15 protein-coding genes and 4 tRNA genes are annotated in these 15009 nt (G+C 39.3%); 7 read left to right on the forward strand and 12 right to left on the reverse strand.

Going from position 1 to position 15009, the window contains the following annotated elements; all coding sequences use genetic code 11:
- Positions 1–9: 9 nt before the first annotated feature.
- The 9 genes from rplY to ACXM0J_RS00530 form a co-directional block, all read right to left on the reverse strand.
- On the reverse strand, positions 10–306 hold the full coding sequence (rplY, locus tag ACXM0J_RS00490) for a 50S ribosomal protein L25 (RefSeq protein WP_002120443.1): 297 nt from the start codon (positions 304–306) through the stop codon (positions 10–12).
- 96 nt (positions 307–402) lie between these two features.
- Positions 403–1353: a ribose-phosphate pyrophosphokinase gene (locus tag ACXM0J_RS00495; protein ID WP_002120445.1), complete on the reverse strand. Its 951-nt coding sequence runs from the start codon at positions 1351–1353 to the stop codon at positions 403–405.
- Between the two features lie 36 nt (positions 1354–1389).
- A tRNA-Gln gene (locus tag ACXM0J_RS00500) sits at positions 1390–1464 on the reverse strand.
- Positions 1465–1555: 91 nt separating this feature from the next.
- A tRNA-Gln gene (locus ACXM0J_RS00505) sits at positions 1556–1630 on the reverse strand.
- 20 nt (positions 1631–1650) lie between these two features.
- Positions 1651–1725 (reverse strand) — tRNA-Gln (locus ACXM0J_RS00510).
- Positions 1726–1751: 26 nt separating this feature from the next.
- A tRNA-Gln gene (locus ACXM0J_RS00515) sits at positions 1752–1826 on the reverse strand.
- A complete protein-coding gene (gene ispE, locus ACXM0J_RS00520; protein WP_086266032.1) occupies positions 1825–2658 on the reverse strand; it encodes a 4-(cytidine 5'-diphospho)-2-C-methyl-D-erythritol kinase in 834 nt (277 codons plus the stop codon). Before ispE ends, ACXM0J_RS00515 begins: the two co-directional genes overlap by 2 nt.
- 18 nt (positions 2659–2676) lie before the next feature.
- The gene (gene lolB, locus ACXM0J_RS00525; protein ID WP_044099511.1) at positions 2677–3255 is read right to left on the reverse strand and encodes a lipoprotein insertase outer membrane protein LolB; all 579 of its coding nucleotides are present in this window, start codon (positions 3253–3255) and stop codon (positions 2677–2679) included.
- Positions 3256–3259: 4 nt separating this feature from the next.
- Positions 3260–4969 carry a tetratricopeptide repeat protein gene (locus ACXM0J_RS00530; RefSeq protein WP_213034471.1) on the reverse strand — a complete coding sequence of 570 codons (1710 nt, stop codon included), beginning with the start codon at positions 4967–4969 and terminating at the stop codon, positions 3260–3262.
- An 88-nt stretch (positions 4970–5057) separates the two neighbouring features.
- Between ACXM0J_RS00530 and hemA the strand changes: the two genes are divergently transcribed.
- Positions 5058–6341, forward strand: coding sequence for a glutamyl-tRNA reductase (gene hemA / locus ACXM0J_RS00535; protein WP_086266030.1), 1284 nt, complete (start codon positions 5058–5060; stop codon positions 6339–6341).
- Here hemA and ACXM0J_RS00540 read toward each other — a convergent pair.
- Complete coding sequence (locus ACXM0J_RS00540; protein WP_086266029.1) at positions 6338–8206, reverse strand: DNA primase; 1869 nt, start codon at positions 8204–8206, stop codon at positions 6338–6340. The two genes, hemA and ACXM0J_RS00540, sit on opposite strands and share 4 nt — an antisense overlap.
- A 157-nt stretch (positions 8207–8363) precedes the next feature.
- The gene (locus ACXM0J_RS00545) at positions 8364–9527 is read right to left on the reverse strand and encodes an outer membrane protein assembly factor BamD (protein ID WP_086266028.1); all 1164 of its coding nucleotides are present in this window, start codon (positions 9525–9527) and stop codon (positions 8364–8366) included.
- Between the two features lie 71 nt (positions 9528–9598).
- On the opposite strand from ACXM0J_RS00545, the gene rluD reads away from it, so the two are divergent.
- The 4 genes from rluD (at position 9599) to ACXM0J_RS00565 (ending at position 13565) form a co-directional block, all read left to right on the forward strand.
- On the forward strand, positions 9599–10651 hold the full coding sequence (rluD, locus tag ACXM0J_RS00550; protein ID WP_032038599.1) for a 23S rRNA pseudouridine(1911/1915/1917) synthase RluD: 1053 nt from the start codon (positions 9599–9601) through the stop codon (positions 10649–10651).
- A gap of 10 nt (positions 10652–10661) precedes the next feature.
- On the forward strand, positions 10662–11399 hold the full coding sequence (gene pgeF / locus ACXM0J_RS00555) for a peptidoglycan editing factor PgeF (protein WP_086266027.1): 738 nt from the start codon (positions 10662–10664) through the stop codon (positions 11397–11399).
- 190 nt (positions 11400–11589) lie between these two features.
- Complete coding sequence (locus tag ACXM0J_RS00560) at positions 11590–12141, forward strand: flavodoxin family protein (RefSeq protein ID WP_086266026.1); 552 nt, start codon at positions 11590–11592, stop codon at positions 12139–12141.
- A gap of 152 nt (positions 12142–12293) precedes the next feature.
- A complete protein-coding gene (locus tag ACXM0J_RS00565) occupies positions 12294–13565 on the forward strand; it encodes a hypothetical protein (RefSeq protein ID WP_086266025.1) in 1272 nt (423 codons plus the stop codon).
- Between the two features lie 51 nt (positions 13566–13616).
- Here the strand turns inward: ACXM0J_RS00565 and smpB are convergent, their stop codons facing one another.
- Positions 13617–14093, reverse strand: coding sequence for an SsrA-binding protein SmpB (gene smpB, locus ACXM0J_RS00570; protein ID WP_002120348.1), 477 nt, complete (start codon positions 14091–14093; stop codon positions 13617–13619).
- A gap of 135 nt (positions 14094–14228) precedes the next feature.
- On the opposite strand from smpB, the gene coaD reads away from it, so the two are divergent.
- A complete protein-coding gene (coaD, locus tag ACXM0J_RS00575) occupies positions 14229–14720 on the forward strand; it encodes a pantetheine-phosphate adenylyltransferase (protein ID WP_005070938.1) in 492 nt (163 codons plus the stop codon).
- Position 14721: 1 nt separating this feature from the next.
- Positions 14722–14985: a YfhL family 4Fe-4S dicluster ferredoxin gene (locus ACXM0J_RS00580; RefSeq protein WP_086266024.1), complete on the forward strand. Its 264-nt coding sequence runs from the start codon at positions 14722–14724 to the stop codon at positions 14983–14985.
- Positions 14986–15009 lie beyond the last annotated feature (24 nt).

Genomic DNA, 15009 nt, shown 5'->3' on the forward strand with positions numbered 1-15009 from the left:
TTTAAACACTTATGCGCGTTTGAAGTCAGCGTGCATAGGAGTGTTTTTAGATGGGTGACGTTGTAACGCTTGGATTTTAACGTTTTCAACTTTGTCGCCCACTTTGATTTCTACAACTTCTTCAAAGAAAGCATTGCTTTCTAAAGCTTTTACAAGCTCACGAAGTTCTAAAGTAACAGTTACAGGCTCAGCGTTGCCACCATAAATGATAGCTGGAATTAAAGCTTCGCGACGAAGGCGGCGGCTCGCACCTTTCCCTTGTTTGTCTTCAGCACGCGCTTGAGCGTTTAATACGAAGTTTGCCATGAGTAAATCCTCATTAAAGTTTAAAAGACTAAACTTGCGACCAGTTTAGTGATAGAAAACCCCAGCCAAGGCTAGGGTTTATAAAAAGCTGCAATATTATAAACTATCGAACATTGCACTGATAGACTCTTCGTTATTAATACGACGAATCGTTTCAGCAACCATGCTAGCAACAGAAACCTGGCGGATCTTGCCTAAGGTCAATGCTTCTTCAGAAAGAGGAATGGTATCAGTCACAACCAGTTCATCAATAACTGAATTACGTAAGTTTTCAATAGCCTTACCTGATAGTACAGGGTGAGTTGCGTATGCAACTACACGACGTGCACCAAATTGCTTAAGCGCATCAGCTGCTTTACACAATGTACCAGCAGTATCAACCATATCGTCTACGATAACGCAATCACGATCTTTTACGTCACCAATTAAGTGCATAACTTGCGACTCGTTGGCTTTTTGACGACGTTTATCAATAATTGCTAAATCGATGTCACCCATCTGTTTGGCAACAGCACGAGCACGTACTACACCACCAACGTCAGGAGAAACCACCATAAGGTTGTCATGTTGTTGTTGACGTAAGTCAGCAAGCAAAGCAGGAGTACCGTAGATGTTGTCGACTGGAATATCGAAGAAACCTTGAATTTGGTCAGCATGTAAGTCGATCATCACGACACGGTCAATACCAACAGTGGTAAGCATGTCTGCAACAACTTTAGCTGTAATCGGCACACGTGCAGAACGTGGACGACGGTCTTGGCGAGCATAACCAAAATAAGGGATAACAGCGGTAATACGACCAGCACTTGCACGACGCAAAGCATCTGCCATAACCAAGATTTCCATAAGGTTATCATTGGTAGGGGCACAAGTAGGCTGAACGATAAATACGTCTTTACCACGAACATTTTCAGTAATTTCTACTGAAATTTCTCCATCAGAAAAGTGACCGACTGATGCAGCACCTAGAGGGATATGTAAGTGACTTACGACTTTTTGAGCGAACTGTGGATGAGCATTTCCACTAAAAACGACAAGATTGGGCATGAAGCACCCTTGGCGGTTGGTATGTAATGAAATAGATGGCAGGGGCGGCTGGATTCGAACCAACGGATGCCGAGATCAAAACCCGGTGCCTTACCACTTGGCGACGCCCCTAATGCGGCAGAACTTTAATATTTTTGCAATGCAATGTCAAGATTAATCAACAAAAAGCATAGCAATTAAGTCTGTCTTTAAAATAAGAGAATGGCAGGGGCGGCTGGATTCGAACCAACGGATGCCGAGATCAAAACCCGGTGCCTTACCACTTGGCGACGCCCCTAAATTCGATGATATATATGATGGCAGGGGCGGCTGGATTCGAACCAACGGATGCCGAGATCAAAACCCGGTGCCTTACCACTTGGCGACGCCCCTAATATAATCATCATTACAGGTGAGGTTGGCAGGGGCGGCTGGATTCGAACCAACGGATGCCGAGATCAAAACCCGGTGCCTTACCACTTGGCGACGCCCCTAACGTGTAACCTTAAAATGATTAAGAGGAGATTCTTTTAAACTATTTACCAAGTAAGATTTACATGGTGAATGCTTAAGAATTTCATCAATATTCATTTCATTCGTTACTTCAATAAAAACACAAGCACCTGTACCTGTAAGCTTTGCTTGACCAAACTGATCTAAATATTGCATTGCTTCTTCTACTTCAGGGTATAACTGCCGAGCCAGTGGCTCAAAGTTATTTCCAAAATTAGAAGGTTCTAACTGATAGGCGCAAAATTTAGTGGTCTTAGAGTCTCTTGTCAATGTTTTTTGTGAAAAAAGCAATTGAGTGCTGATAAAACAATCAGGTTTTAAAATAATGAACTGTTTTTGATCTAAGTCTATGAATGATAAATGTTCACCGATGCCTTCAGCCCATGCATTTTTACCGTAAATAAAAATTGGAACATCAGCACCGAGCTTAACACCGTAGTCCGCAAGTTGTTCTTGCTCTAGGCCACATTCCCATAATTGATTTAACACAATAAGCGTTGTGGCGGCATTAGATGAACCGCCGCCTAGACCCGCGCCCATTGGAATATTTTTTTCAATTTTGATGTGCAAGCCACAAAATTTTTTCGCATGTGGTTTTAGTATTTGAGCTGCCCGATAAATCAAGTTTTCTTCAGCTCGAACTTCACTTAACCCATCGATTTTGATTTCTTCGCCCAAAGTCGGTGTAAATGTCATCCAATCATATAAATCAATCAGTTGGAAAATGGTTTGTAGCTCATGGTAACCATTTTCACGTCGGCCTGTAATATGTAAAAACAGGTTGAGCTTAGCAGGGGAAGGAACTCGAATCATAGATTTATATAATTAGACTTAGCGGTTTTGGATGACCATTGTAATACGGTTTTCTTTATCTTCAGCAAGAGCTTGCTTTAAAACCAGTTTGTTCGGCAAAGTTTGTTCACCATCGTAACTGAAATTAACCGTCCAGCCATCTTCAACCAGTTGGCTCACTCGATTTGCAGCGTCTTTCGTAATTTGAGCATTTAGCGTTGCTGGTTTGGCTAAAATCCAGCTCGTTAAGTGCGTAATTGGTGCTTGCCAACCCGTTGCACGTTCTAAAAGTTCTTCTGGAGAGGCTGCGCTAATAAGTCCTGTTTTAGAGCTGTTTAAAGTTACTTCGCCCGGTTTACCCTGAATTTGGGTTTTTCCAACGCCTAAAATACCGCTTAATTCGATATCAAAATTATCTTGCTGTTGAAGCCAGGTAAAAAAAGCACTACCGGTTTGCTGTGGTGTACGAACTCCTATCTTACCTTGCAAATTAAAGTGTTTTTCGTCTTGAACTTGTTGGGTAACCGCAGGTTTTGGTTGAGTAAAATGCTGACAACCGGTTAGAAATAATACACTTGATCCACAAATCGCTGTGCACAGTTGGGCAAATTTGCTCATATATTTAACTCTTTTTTGCAGATGTAGGTAAAATTAACGCATCAAGCTGTTGTAATTGTGGATCATTGGCATGTTTTTGTTTCAGTTGTTGTAACACTGCGCTAAATTGCGTGAGTGACCCCTGCATATACAAAGCTTTAGCATAACGAACGCCAATATTTATATTATGGCTAAGTTCATAGGCTTTGCCTAAGGCTTCCGCCGCAGCTTCATAATCGTTCTGTAAAAATGCAATATAACCTAGCGTATCAAGGATTGAAGCTTGTTCAGGCGCATATTCTAATGCTTGCTCTGCATACTGACGTGCTTCTTTTAAACGACGATTTTGCAGGGCTAGTGTATAAGCATATGCATTTAGATACGTTGGGCTGTTAGGCTCAAGTTGTAATAACTGTTTTAATGTTTTGTCCAGCTTGTCACGATCCGTATATGGATCAAGTAATAAAACTTCCGCATAAATCAGTTCCGGATCGTCGGGTAAGTTTTTAATTGCTTCATCTAATAGATTTAGTGCAGCTTTTTTATTACCCATTTTCTTTAATATTTCGGCTTGGGCTTGATATAAGAAACTTGCATGTTGAGGATAATTTACACGTTCTTGAGTAAGGAACCGTAAAGCATCGTGTAAATTTTCTTGTTTATCATATATTGCGATCAAGTTTCGTCTAGATACAACATATAAACTGCCATCAACTAAACGATAGTAAGCTTTTGCAGTTTCATAATGCTGTTTACGCTCTGCATTAATGGCTAAGTAGTAATATGCTTCATTTTGGTATTTAGCCGAGTTTCTTAGGTCAACAAGATATTGTTCTGCTTTGTCATATTGTTTTAAATCAATACTCGTTAAGCCAGCAATAAATAAGGCTTCTTCAGCTTTAGGGTTAGTTTCTATAATTTTTTCAAGTTTTTCTAACGCAAGCTGAGGTTGGTTAATTTGTATGAGATAGCGGATTTCAGCTAATCGAATATCTAAATTTTTCTTATTCTTACGACTCGACTTTGCATACCATTTAAGCGCAGCTTCTTGATCGCTGAGAGCAATAAGTAAGTTTGCTTTCATTAAAATAAAGCTCGTTGCTTTAGGACGTCGACGTAATGCTTTGTTAATGTTGGTTAGTGCAGTTTGTAATTGACCATTTTGAGCTTCTAAATTGGCGATGAGTGCTAAAATAGAAGGATTGTCTTTTTCTGCGCTAGAACGTAAAGCTGTTAATAGTACTTCTCGATCCTGCGCATTTTCTGGAGCAATGCTAGCCAAAATTTGTTCTAAATCGGCAGTGGGATCTATCTTTAAAATTTTATCTAATGTCTCAGCAGCAAGCTGATATTCGTGCGTTTTTAAAGCAATGTGTGACAAATAAAATAAAGCTGGTACATCTTTAGGCTCTTGAGCTACCCAATGAGTAGCAATATTTAAAGCAGCTTGTAAATCATTATATTCAAGTGCAACGTCTAAAGCTCTCTGCTTAATTGACGTAGAGTTGCTTTTAATTGCGAGTACTGTGTAATTATGCAAAGCGTTTGGAATATCGTCATAAGCTAGAGCAAATTCAGCGACCATTGTTTGCTCTAGGGCCTGATCAAATGAATGCACGGCATAGGTCTCTTGCACAGGACGTGCATAGACATACGAGGACATGCTACCTAACAACAAGAATGTGGTAGAATACTGTCTTATCGAAGCACCGTTAAAATTAATACGGCTATTCATTTGACGCAATTTTTATTGATCCAAAGTAATGCTTTTTATGACACCGATGTTGCACAATAGCATAAATTTAGCGAAATGATGATCTGATATGTCTTTCTTTGCATTGGGTGTCAACCATCAAACAGCTTCTGTAGAACTCCGCGAACAAATTGCTTTCAATGCAGAGCGATTAAGTCGCTTGCTTGCCGAACAACGCCATCACCAAAACTTAAAGGATTTGGTGGTCGTCTCGACCTGTAACCGTACAGAAGTTTATGCCATGGCAGAAAACGCCGAAAGCCTTCTAAAATGGTTAGCTGATGCCAATAATATTGATGTAAAGCAGTTAATTCATCATGTTTATCGTTACGAGAATACGCAGGCGATTACACATTTAATGCGAGTGGCGAGTGGTCTAGATTCTCTCATGCTTGGTGAGCCGCAAATTTTAGGGCAGGTTAAAAGTGCTTTAGCATTGTCTAAAGAAGCTCAAACGGTCTCTCCTGAATTAAATAGTGTTTTTGAATACGCTTTCTATGCAGCTAAACGTGTACGTTCCGAAACAGCGGTCGGTAGTCATGCTGTTTCGATGGGGTATGCTGTTGCACAACTTGCTTTACAAGTTTTTAGTAAGCCTGAAAAGCTTACCGTAATGGTTGTTGCTGCAGGTGAAATGAATAGCTTGGTTGCTAAGCATTTGGCTGAAATGGGTGTCGCGAAGATTATTATTTGTAATCGTAGCCGTGAGCGTGCTGACCAGCTGGCTCAGGAGATTGCACATCAGGTTGAAGTTGAAATTATTGAGTTTTCAGCATTAGCAGAAAATTTATATCGTGCTGATGTTGTGTCGAGCTGTACTGGTAGTTTATATCAAGTTATTGCTTATTCTGATGTTAAGGCCGCATTGAAGAAACGTCGCTACCAACAAATGTTAATGGTTGATTTAGCGGTACCACGTGATATAGATCCTAAAGTTGAAGCACTTGATGGGGTCTATTTATATGGTGTTGATGATTTACAAAGTGTGATTGATGAGAACCTTGCCCAACGTCGTCAGGCGGCTGTTGAAGCAGAGGTAATGGTTAATCAATTAGCTACTCAGCTTATTACGCATCAAAAAGTTAAAGAGGCGGGTAGCACAATTCATGCTTACCGTCAGCACAGTGAAGAAATTAGTCAACAAGAGCTTACACATGCACTAGAAGCTTTGTATCATGGTGAGAATGCTGAACAGGTATTACAGCAATTTGCACACCGTTTGACGCAAAAGCTTATACATCCTACATCGATATTGCTACGTGAAGCCGCTAAGGCAGAAAATCCTGATTATTTTGAATGGTTACAGCAGCATTTACAGGATGTGTTTGAGCATGAGCGTAAGCCAAAACATTAAGACAACAGCTTTAAGCTAATTTGTTTTGTTAACTCATTCAATTGTTGTCTTAGATTTCTCGATTCAATTAAAGAAATCGGTGATTTCAGCTTCTGACGCAAATATCTTTCTTGCAGACTTAATGAATATTCTTTAGCTAACTTGTCAGCTACTTCAGGAGCCTGTGTTAATGCTTGAATATTTGTTCTTTGCATAATATCGGCGATTTCATGACAGTAACTACTACAAGCACCAAGCACATAATAAGTTGCTAACTCTTGATCATCCGGTAAATCATCAAAAATACGGTTTAAGATTGCCAGTACTTTAGCCAATAATTCATCTTGCTGAATATAAGCCCGTAATCCTTCGAAATGAATATAAAGAAAAGGATGATGCATTAAAATTGCAATCGCAAAGTCTTCATCTTTTGTATGGATGTTAAACGAGAGCGAAGCATCGTGGCTGATTTGTGGAGTAAAACGTTTACCAAGTCCGAGTTTTTCACGGAAAGATTGAGTAAGCAAGTAGCGGAAAGAACCTTGTTTAGGTAAGAGTTCAGTTAGTTCTCTGAGTTCTCCCATGACTAAACTTTTCCCTTCAGGCGTACTGATATCGTGTTGACCTGTTAAGTGAGCAAACACGAAGTCGGACAGAAGAGGAGCTTGTTGTAATAGTTTTTGGAAATTTTCGAGTCCTTCTCGACGGATGAGAGAGTCGGGGTCGTGATCATTCGGTAGAACAAAAAATTTAAGTTCGCGACCATCATTGAGAAGGGGTAAAGCAATTTCTAAAGTTCTGCGCGCTGCTTTTTGACCTGCTGCATCACCGTCAAAAGCAATCGTAATACGACTATTTTGTTTAAATAAAATATTAAGGTGTTCAGTATTACTTGCAGTCCCTAACGTTGCTACAGCTCCAGTAATGCCATATTGCTGAAGCGCAATGACATCCATATAGCCTTCAACCATTAACCAATCGCTAGATTTAAGCTTTCTACCTTCATAAAGTCCATAAAGTAGCTGATTTTTATGAAAGACTTCTGAGTCGGGCGAGTTAATGTACTTAGGTTTAATTTCGTCATTTAAGGCGCGCCCACCAAAACCAACTACTCGGCCTTTAGGGTCGCGAATTGGGAAAATGACACGATCACGTAATAAATCAAAATCACGACCATTATCGCTTGAGCGGATAAGTCCAAGTTGTTTTAAGCCGTCAATGTCATAAGGAAAGGCTTTTTCTAGATGTTGCCAGTCTTCTGGAGCATAGCCTAAGCGCCAAAACTGAATCGTCTGATTGGTTAGTCCACGCTGTTTAAAGTAATTTTTGGCTTTTTGACTATGAGGTAATTGTTGTTCATAGAACTGCGCAACATTTTCCAGTAAGTCATATAAATTACCTTCTTGAACTGGCTCATCAAAGCTAAACGGCTGTTCGAACTGAGCAAAAGGGTCATCAAAAAATACTGGTTCAAGCGTGTTGTAGCTCTCATCACTTGGTTGTTGTGGAGTTACAGGCTCTGCCGCATTTGTTTTAGTAACGGGTGGCTTTGTAACCTGACGGGTATAAGATAGTTTTTTATTTTCAGTATTATCTTTAGGTAATTCAATTCCGGTACTGCTCGATAACTCTTTCATTACCTCAATAAAGTTTCGGTTATCAATATCCATGAGAAAACGGATTGCATTTCCGTTAGCCTGACAACCAAAGCAGTGATAATACTGCTTGTCGCGATATACATGAAACGATGGCGTTTTTTCTTGATGAAAAGGGCAACAGCCGGAATATGTACGTCCGGTTTTTTTCAATTTCACACGCTGACCAATCAGATCGACAATATCTGTGCGATCTAGAATTTGATCAATCGTATGTTGTGGAATTGCCATAATTCAGATAACCGTATTAAAACTTGATGAGACAGTGAGTCAGAATATTCTGACATGATGAATCGAGATATGCCCAATAAATATTTTAATATTTTATAAAAACAAACAGGCAAGTGATATCACTTGCCTGTTTGTTGATGTTTTTTAAAGCTTAAACTTATTGAGCAGCGTTATCCGCACCTTGTGTTGCCTCATCTGATTGTACATCAGTTGAAGCCTTAGGAGAGGTTGCAGCTGGAGCAACAGTTGTATTTTCTGCTGCTTGTGGTTCAGGTTTGTCTAATAAACCGAAGCTTAAACGGTTTGTCCAACTACGTTCAGACTTAGGAGTTTCAACAGGTGTTTGTTGTGGTGCTTCAGTTTCTTCTTTATCTGAATTACCAATTAAACCAAAACTAACACGGTTGAGGAAACCTCGTTTTGGAGCTTCTGCTTCAGTTGTGCTCTCTGGCGTTGCAGCAGTCGATTCGCGACCGAAAATACCTAAAGTTGCACGGTTGATCCAGTTACCTTCTTTACGAGCAGCACGCATGTTAACTGTGCCGTCTTTTTTCACAAGGCTTGGATAATTAAGCTTTAAAACTTCAATATATTGTTGTGAAGTAGCTTTATCACCTAACTTGTCATAGCTATATGCCAAAGTGGCTAAAGCTTCTGGAATTTGAGGTGTTTGTGGATAGTGTTCAATCACCCATTGCGAACGTTCTGCAGCGGCGATCCAAGCTTTACGTTTAACGTTGAAGCGGGCAGCAGTCATTTCATTTTCAGCAAGTTCTTGCCCAATGAATTTCATACGCTGAGCAGCATCGACAGAATATTGGCTACTTGGGAAACGACGAATTAAATCAACAAAGTTTTGATACGCAACTTTTAAATAACTCACATCACGATGTGACTGTTGCAAAGAGGTATAGCGCATCAAACTATCGTAGTTTTGTTCCATATTGGCAACAGCACGAACATAATAAGCATAATCCACATTTGGATGTTGAGGATTTAAACGAATAAAACGTTCTGCTAAGGCAATGGTGCCTTCATAATCTTTTTGTTTAAATTTCGAATATAGAAGTTCAAGTTGTGCTTGTTGAGCGTATTGTCCAGTCGGATAATAAGTATCGATTGCCTCTAAAGACTTGGTCGCATCAAGATATTGACCACGGTCAAGCGACTTTTGGGCCTTTTCGAAGTAAGCTTGTTCACTAGATTGAGGGCCAGTATCGACCACTTCTTTTTTACTTGGATTGCTGCTACAGCCCACAAATGCAGACGCTACGCCTAAAGATAAGGCAAGCATCGTAATTTTATAACGTGGTAGCGACATAAAAACTCCTCTGTTATGTTGGGCAATGAGCTACAATTGCGCTATTAAACCACTTTTATCTCAATGATCAAATGACTTCAGCACAATCTTCAAACACAAACTTCTCTGAAACCGACTTCAATTTACTTGAAGATTCTGAGGATGCAGATAACCATACTTCTGATACAACTGCAACACGTTTATCGTTGCAAGTTCAGCTAGATGAAACCTATCTGGGACAACGTATCGATCAGGTAGCAGCCTTGGTATGGAGCGAGTTTTCACGTGAAAAGCTCAAGCAATGGTTGAAAGATGGCCATCTGTTGGTGAATGGTAACATTGTCAAGCCTAAACACCGTTGTGAAGGAACTGAGCTGCTTACGCTCGAAGTAGAGCTCGAAGCCCAGACGACGAGTCAACCTGAAAATATTCCACTTAATATTGTCTATGAAGACGATGATATTTTAGTTATTAATAAGCCGGTAGGCATGGTAGTACATCCAGGAGCAGGCAATAGTTCTGGAACTTTAGTGAATGCTTTGCTTTACCATTTCCCAAAATTGGCAGAACTTTCGCGCGCTGGTTTAGTACACCGTATTGATAAAGATACCAGCGGTTTACTGGTGGTTGCTAAAACTCTAGAGGCCCAATTTTCTTTAAGTAAACAGTTGGCAAATAAAACGGTTTACCGTGTATATGATTTGGTTGTTTATGGAAATATTATTGCTGGCGGCACGATTGATGAACCAATCAAACGCCACCCAGTTGATCGTGTAAAAATGGCAATTTTACCGGGTGGGCGAGATGCAGTAACTCACTACAATGTAAAAGAACGTTTTAAAGATTTTACCCGTGTACAAGCTCGCCTTGAAACAGGACGAACACATCAGATCCGTGTGCATTTTAGTTACATTGGTTATGGCTTAATTGGTGATCAAGTTTATATGAACCGTGTGCGTGTGCCAGCTGGTGCATCTGAGCTGCTCATTGAAACTTTACGTGGTTTTAAACGTCAGGCATTGCACGCAGCTAAATTGGGCTTAAAACACCCTCGTACTGGTGAAGAAATGCTATTTGAAGCGCCGTGGCCTGAAGATTTCACACATTTAGTGAATGTGTTACGTTCAGAAAACGCTGCATATTAAGGACGTGCATATGGAATTTGTTCAAGGTTTACCTCAAGGCGTATTTGTAGGGCAGACACGTGTTCAGCATCCTTTGGCATTGCCAACAGGTCAGGTTGAGTTATCTGGCTTTAATCTGGCTTTACATGTCAAAGATGAGGCACAACGTGTTCAACAGCATCGAATGATATTGTTAGATGAGTTTGCGAAATTCGGTGTTAAAAAAATGACATGGATGACCCAAACGCATAGTACGATTTGCCATACTGTAAATGAACAAATTCCTTTTAAAGCTTTAATCGGCGATGGTTTGGTCACCCAAACAAAAGGTCATGCTTTAATGATGATGACGGCTGATTGTTTACCTGTCGTGTTGGGAAATGCCGAAGGAACCGAAGTCGCTAATTTGCATGCCGGTTGGCGTGGTTTAGCAGGTGGCATTATTGAAAATACAGTTACGGCTATGCAAAATCCTCCAACTTGGGCATGGTTAGGGGCTGCAATTAGTCAACCTTGTTTTGAAATTGGGGCTGAAGTAAAAGCTGCCTTTTGTGATAAATATCCAGAGTTGGAAACAGCTTTTGTTGAAGGCGTGGCTCCAAATAAATTTCATGCAGACTTATATGCTATTGCACGCTTTATTTTGCAAAGTCTAGGTGTGCAACAAGTCTTGGGCGGAGATCAATGCTCTTATCAACAGGATGAAGAGTATTTTTCTTATCGTCGTGATGCGAAGACAGGGCGTATGGCTACGTTTGTTTTTATGTAAGTTTTGATCACCGCCTTAAATGACTCTCTTATTTTATATTCATTAAAAAATAAGAGAGTTTTTTATTTAACTCGAAAATATTTCTATAGTATGCGGTAGTGAAAGCCTTATATTTCATATTTATAGATGAAGGTTTAGCAAGCGTTAATAAAATGATAAAATAGAAAAAATCGCTCAAAATTTTAAACTTATGTCTTTGCCTGAAAAACATCTCTCTATTGTCTACCACAGTCCATATGGTCATACCGCGAAGGTAGCTTCCGCTATTGCTGCTGGGGCAGAGGTGATGGGTGTAAAAGTACATTTAATGAATATTGAACATATTGATTGGGATGCACTTGATGCATCGCATGGTATTATTTTTGGTTCACCTACCTATATGGGAAGTATGACGGCCGACTTTAAAAAGTTTATGGACAGTACTTCTAAACGTTGGAAAAATCGTTTATGGCAAGGCAAGCTTGCAGCTGGCTTTGCAAATTCAGGTGGATTGAGTGGCGATAAACTAGCGGTTTTACAACAATTAAATATTTTTGCGATGCAACATGGCATGCTTTGGTCCGGGTTACCTTTGATGACTACAGGTCATAGTGAAAAAGATTTAAATCGATTATCGAGTTGTTTGGGTTTAATGACGCAGTCAGATAATGCACCTGTTGAAATTACTCCTCCACAAGGCGATTTAGATACGGCTAAATGGTTTGGTGAATATATTGCTGGATTGCTTTACAGAATAAGTTAAATTAAGTTTTTGATTAAAAATAAATAAATTTAATTCTTTATTTTACTTACAAAAAAGTTGTATTTTTTTTGTTCTTTTTTGATTATTTTTTACCAAATGGTTTATTTGGACAATGATGTCTAAATCCTAATAAATAAAAAAACGGAATAATCATGAAAAACTTTTTAACAGCTCTTTGTATAACTTGGAGTACTTTGAGCTATGCTAATTTAGAATCAGCGAATCTTGTTCCACTCAGTGACACAGAACTCTCAAAAGTCGAAGCGCAGGCTTTATTTTCATTTACCTATACCGACCCAAAACAAGCCGATGCTTCAATGAGTCAGCAAAATATTGGTTTTTATAAATTAGGCTTGGAAGCAAATCTTGAATTAAATGCCAACGTTAAGAAGTTGCAATTAGGATGTGGAGGGGTAAACGGTTTAGGTGGCTGTGATATTGACATTGATAACTTAAGTTTAAGTGGCTTAAATGATACCAGCGATGGGCGAGCCTCTTCTTCTGCTGTTTTTAGTAATCCTTTTATTGAATTTGCAATTAAAAATCCAGACAGTGCAGCCTTGAGAGAAATTAAAGGCTTTCGTTTGAGTGCTGAAAAGGTGATGGGACTCCTGACTATGGGGCTTGAAAATTCAGAAACGCCAAACGGAATTAATAGTTTAAGTGGTTACTTGAAAATTAAAGATACCACTGGATTAGCCTATACAGCCGCCCGTAATATGTCTTATCAAGATACAGGCAAGACCATTGATGGAACTGTTAATGCATGTATCGGACTTTGTATTCCTTTAGGATTTAACTCGTCTGATTATAATTTGCAATTACAACAGACCACGGCACCCATTGTAATTAATGGTCAAGTTATATCTGGTTCACGAATGAACAATGTCATGCTGAACGGGGTGGCAAATATTGATCAACTTAATTTCTCTGGAGATTTGAAGGCTTCTATTAATGCTGCACTAGGGTTACTAAATTTACAAAAGAATGTAACGGGTAGCATTACTGGATTAAGAGCGGCGCTCACGGTTGATCAAAACTTAGGATTTATTCATAAAATTGAACTAAACAATCCTTTCTCACTTTCCTTGCAAGGCCAGCAAATATTTTGGCCAGGCGCAGATGCTGCAGCAGAGCGAGGGTGGTGGATGGCTTTTGACGATGAAATTGATATTGGTAATGTGACGCCAAGTAAACAAATTGAGATCACTAATGATGTGTTAAAACAAGTGGTAGATCCAATTAGTGCTTATTTAACTGCAAACCCAGTGAGATGTAATCTATTAAATTGTTTGTTTGGCGAAGATTTAGCAGTTGGTGAGGTTAAATTACCGAATACGATTGTAAATTTCCCATTGAAGGATTTACAACTTAAAAATCAATCTTTTGCACCCAACTGTTATGGCAATTTAAAATTCTGCTAAATTCAAAATGACATAAAAAAACCTTTAAAGTTAACTTTAAAGGTTTTTTTATTACTTATGAAATATACGAGCTTTATCACGCTGCCAATCGCGATCTTTTTCGGTCGCACGTTTGTCGTGAAGCTGTTTACCCTTCACAAGTGCGATTTCAAGTTTAACCAAGTGACCTTTCCAGTAACATGCCAAAGGAACACATGAGTAACCTTTTTGGTTAACTGAACCTGTTAGCTTTTCTAGTTCTCGGCGTGATAATAATAATTTACGTGTACGTGTAGCTTCAGGTACTACATGAGTAGATGCTGAAAGGAGCGGTTGAATTTGTGCACCAAATAAAAACGCTTCACCATTCTTAAAAATGACATAACTTTCTGTCAAACTCATGCGACCAGCACGTAAAGACTTTACTTCCCAACCTAGTAAAGACATACCAGCTTCAAATTTTTCTTCGATAAAATAATCATGGCGGGCACGTTTGTTTTGTGCGATGGTTCCGCCATTATGTTTCTTTACTACTGTTGCTTTCGCCATAATTCAAACTTCCACAATTATGCCTATTGTGCCGTAAACTGATGCCAAGGTGAAGTTTTTTCCTACACGTCAATATTTCGCCTGATGTATAACTTTTGCTAAAATAGGTTCACAATACAATTAGAGTACTAGCGGATGTCTAAAACGCGTGTAATTTATCCTGGAACATTTGACCCCATCACGAATGGACACGTTGATTTAGTTACTAGAGCATCAAGAATGTTTGATGAGGTTGTAGTAGCAATTGCAATTGGACATCATAAAAACCCTTTGTTTAGTCTAGAAGAGAGAGTTGAACTGGCCCAAACTTCATTAAGCCATTTATCAAATGTTGAATTTGTCGGCTTTGATGGGCTGCTAGTTAATTTTTTCAAAGAGCAGAAGGCAACAGCAGTACTTCGTGGTTTAAGAGCAGTTTCTGATTTTGAATATGAATTTCAACTTGCCAATATGAACCGTCAACTTGACCCACATTTTGAAGCAGTATTTTTAACGCCATCTGAGCAGTATTCATTTATTTCTTCGACATTGATTCGGGAAATTGCTCGTTTAAAAGGGGATGTAACCAAGTTTGTTCCGCAAGCTGTGGTTGAGGCCTTTGAACGTAAACATCAACAAGGTTGGTAAAGTGTCGTTATATATCACCGATGAATGCATAAACTGTGATGTTTGTGAACCAGTTTGCCCAAATGAAGCTATTTTCATGGGTGAAGTGATTTACGAAATTCATCCAGATTTATGCACTGAATGCGTTGGTCATCATGACCAGCCGCAATGTCAGTTATTTTGTCCAGTAGACTGTATTCCTAAAGATCCGCAGCATGTGGAAACGGAAGAACAGCTATTAGACAAATATAAAAGATTAATTGCTCAAAAAAGCACAAGCAATTAGTAAATAAATTTGTTAATATGCGGC

The sequence above is a fragment of the Acinetobacter sp. GRABPA_MV_2 genome, from assembly GCF_056725885.1.

Bases quoted from the DNA above. Each gene is read 5' to 3' on its own strand.
- rplY (WP_002120443.1), bottom strand. From the start codon at position 306: ATGGCAAACTTCGTATTAAACGCTCAAGCGCGTGCTGAAGACAAACAA.
- ACXM0J_RS00495 (WP_002120445.1), bottom strand. From the start codon at position 1,353: ATGCCCAATCTTGTCGTTTTTAGTGGAAATGCTCATCCACAGTTCGCT.
- ispE (WP_086266032.1), bottom strand. From the start codon at position 2,658: ATGATTCGAGTTCCTTCCCCTGCTAAGCTCAACCTGTTTTTACATATT.
- lolB (WP_044099511.1), bottom strand. From the start codon at position 3,255: ATGAGCAAATTTGCCCAACTGTGCACAGCGATTTGTGGATCAAGTGTA.
- ACXM0J_RS00530 (WP_213034471.1), bottom strand. From the start codon at position 4,969: ATGAATAGCCGTATTAATTTTAACGGTGCTTCGATAAGACAGTATTCT.
- hemA (WP_086266030.1), top strand. From the start codon at position 5,058: ATGTCTTTCTTTGCATTGGGTGTCAACCATCAAACAGCTTCTGTAGAA.
- ACXM0J_RS00540 (WP_086266029.1), bottom strand. From the start codon at position 8,206: ATGGCAATTCCACAACATACGATTGATCAAATTCTAGATCGCACAGAT.
- ACXM0J_RS00545 (WP_086266028.1), bottom strand. From the start codon at position 9,527: ATGTCGCTACCACGTTATAAAATTACGATGCTTGCCTTATCTTTAGGC.
- rluD (WP_032038599.1), top strand. From the start codon at position 9,599: ATGACTTCAGCACAATCTTCAAACACAAACTTCTCTGAAACCGACTTC.
- pgeF (WP_086266027.1), top strand. From the start codon at position 10,662: ATGGAATTTGTTCAAGGTTTACCTCAAGGCGTATTTGTAGGGCAGACA.
- ACXM0J_RS00560 (WP_086266026.1), top strand. From the start codon at position 11,590: ATGTCTTTGCCTGAAAAACATCTCTCTATTGTCTACCACAGTCCATAT.
- ACXM0J_RS00565 (WP_086266025.1), top strand. From the start codon at position 12,294: ATGAAAAACTTTTTAACAGCTCTTTGTATAACTTGGAGTACTTTGAGC.
- smpB (WP_002120348.1), bottom strand. From the start codon at position 14,093: ATGGCGAAAGCAACAGTAGTAAAGAAACATAATGGCGGAACCATCGCA.
- coaD (WP_005070938.1), top strand. From the start codon at position 14,229: ATGTCTAAAACGCGTGTAATTTATCCTGGAACATTTGACCCCATCACG.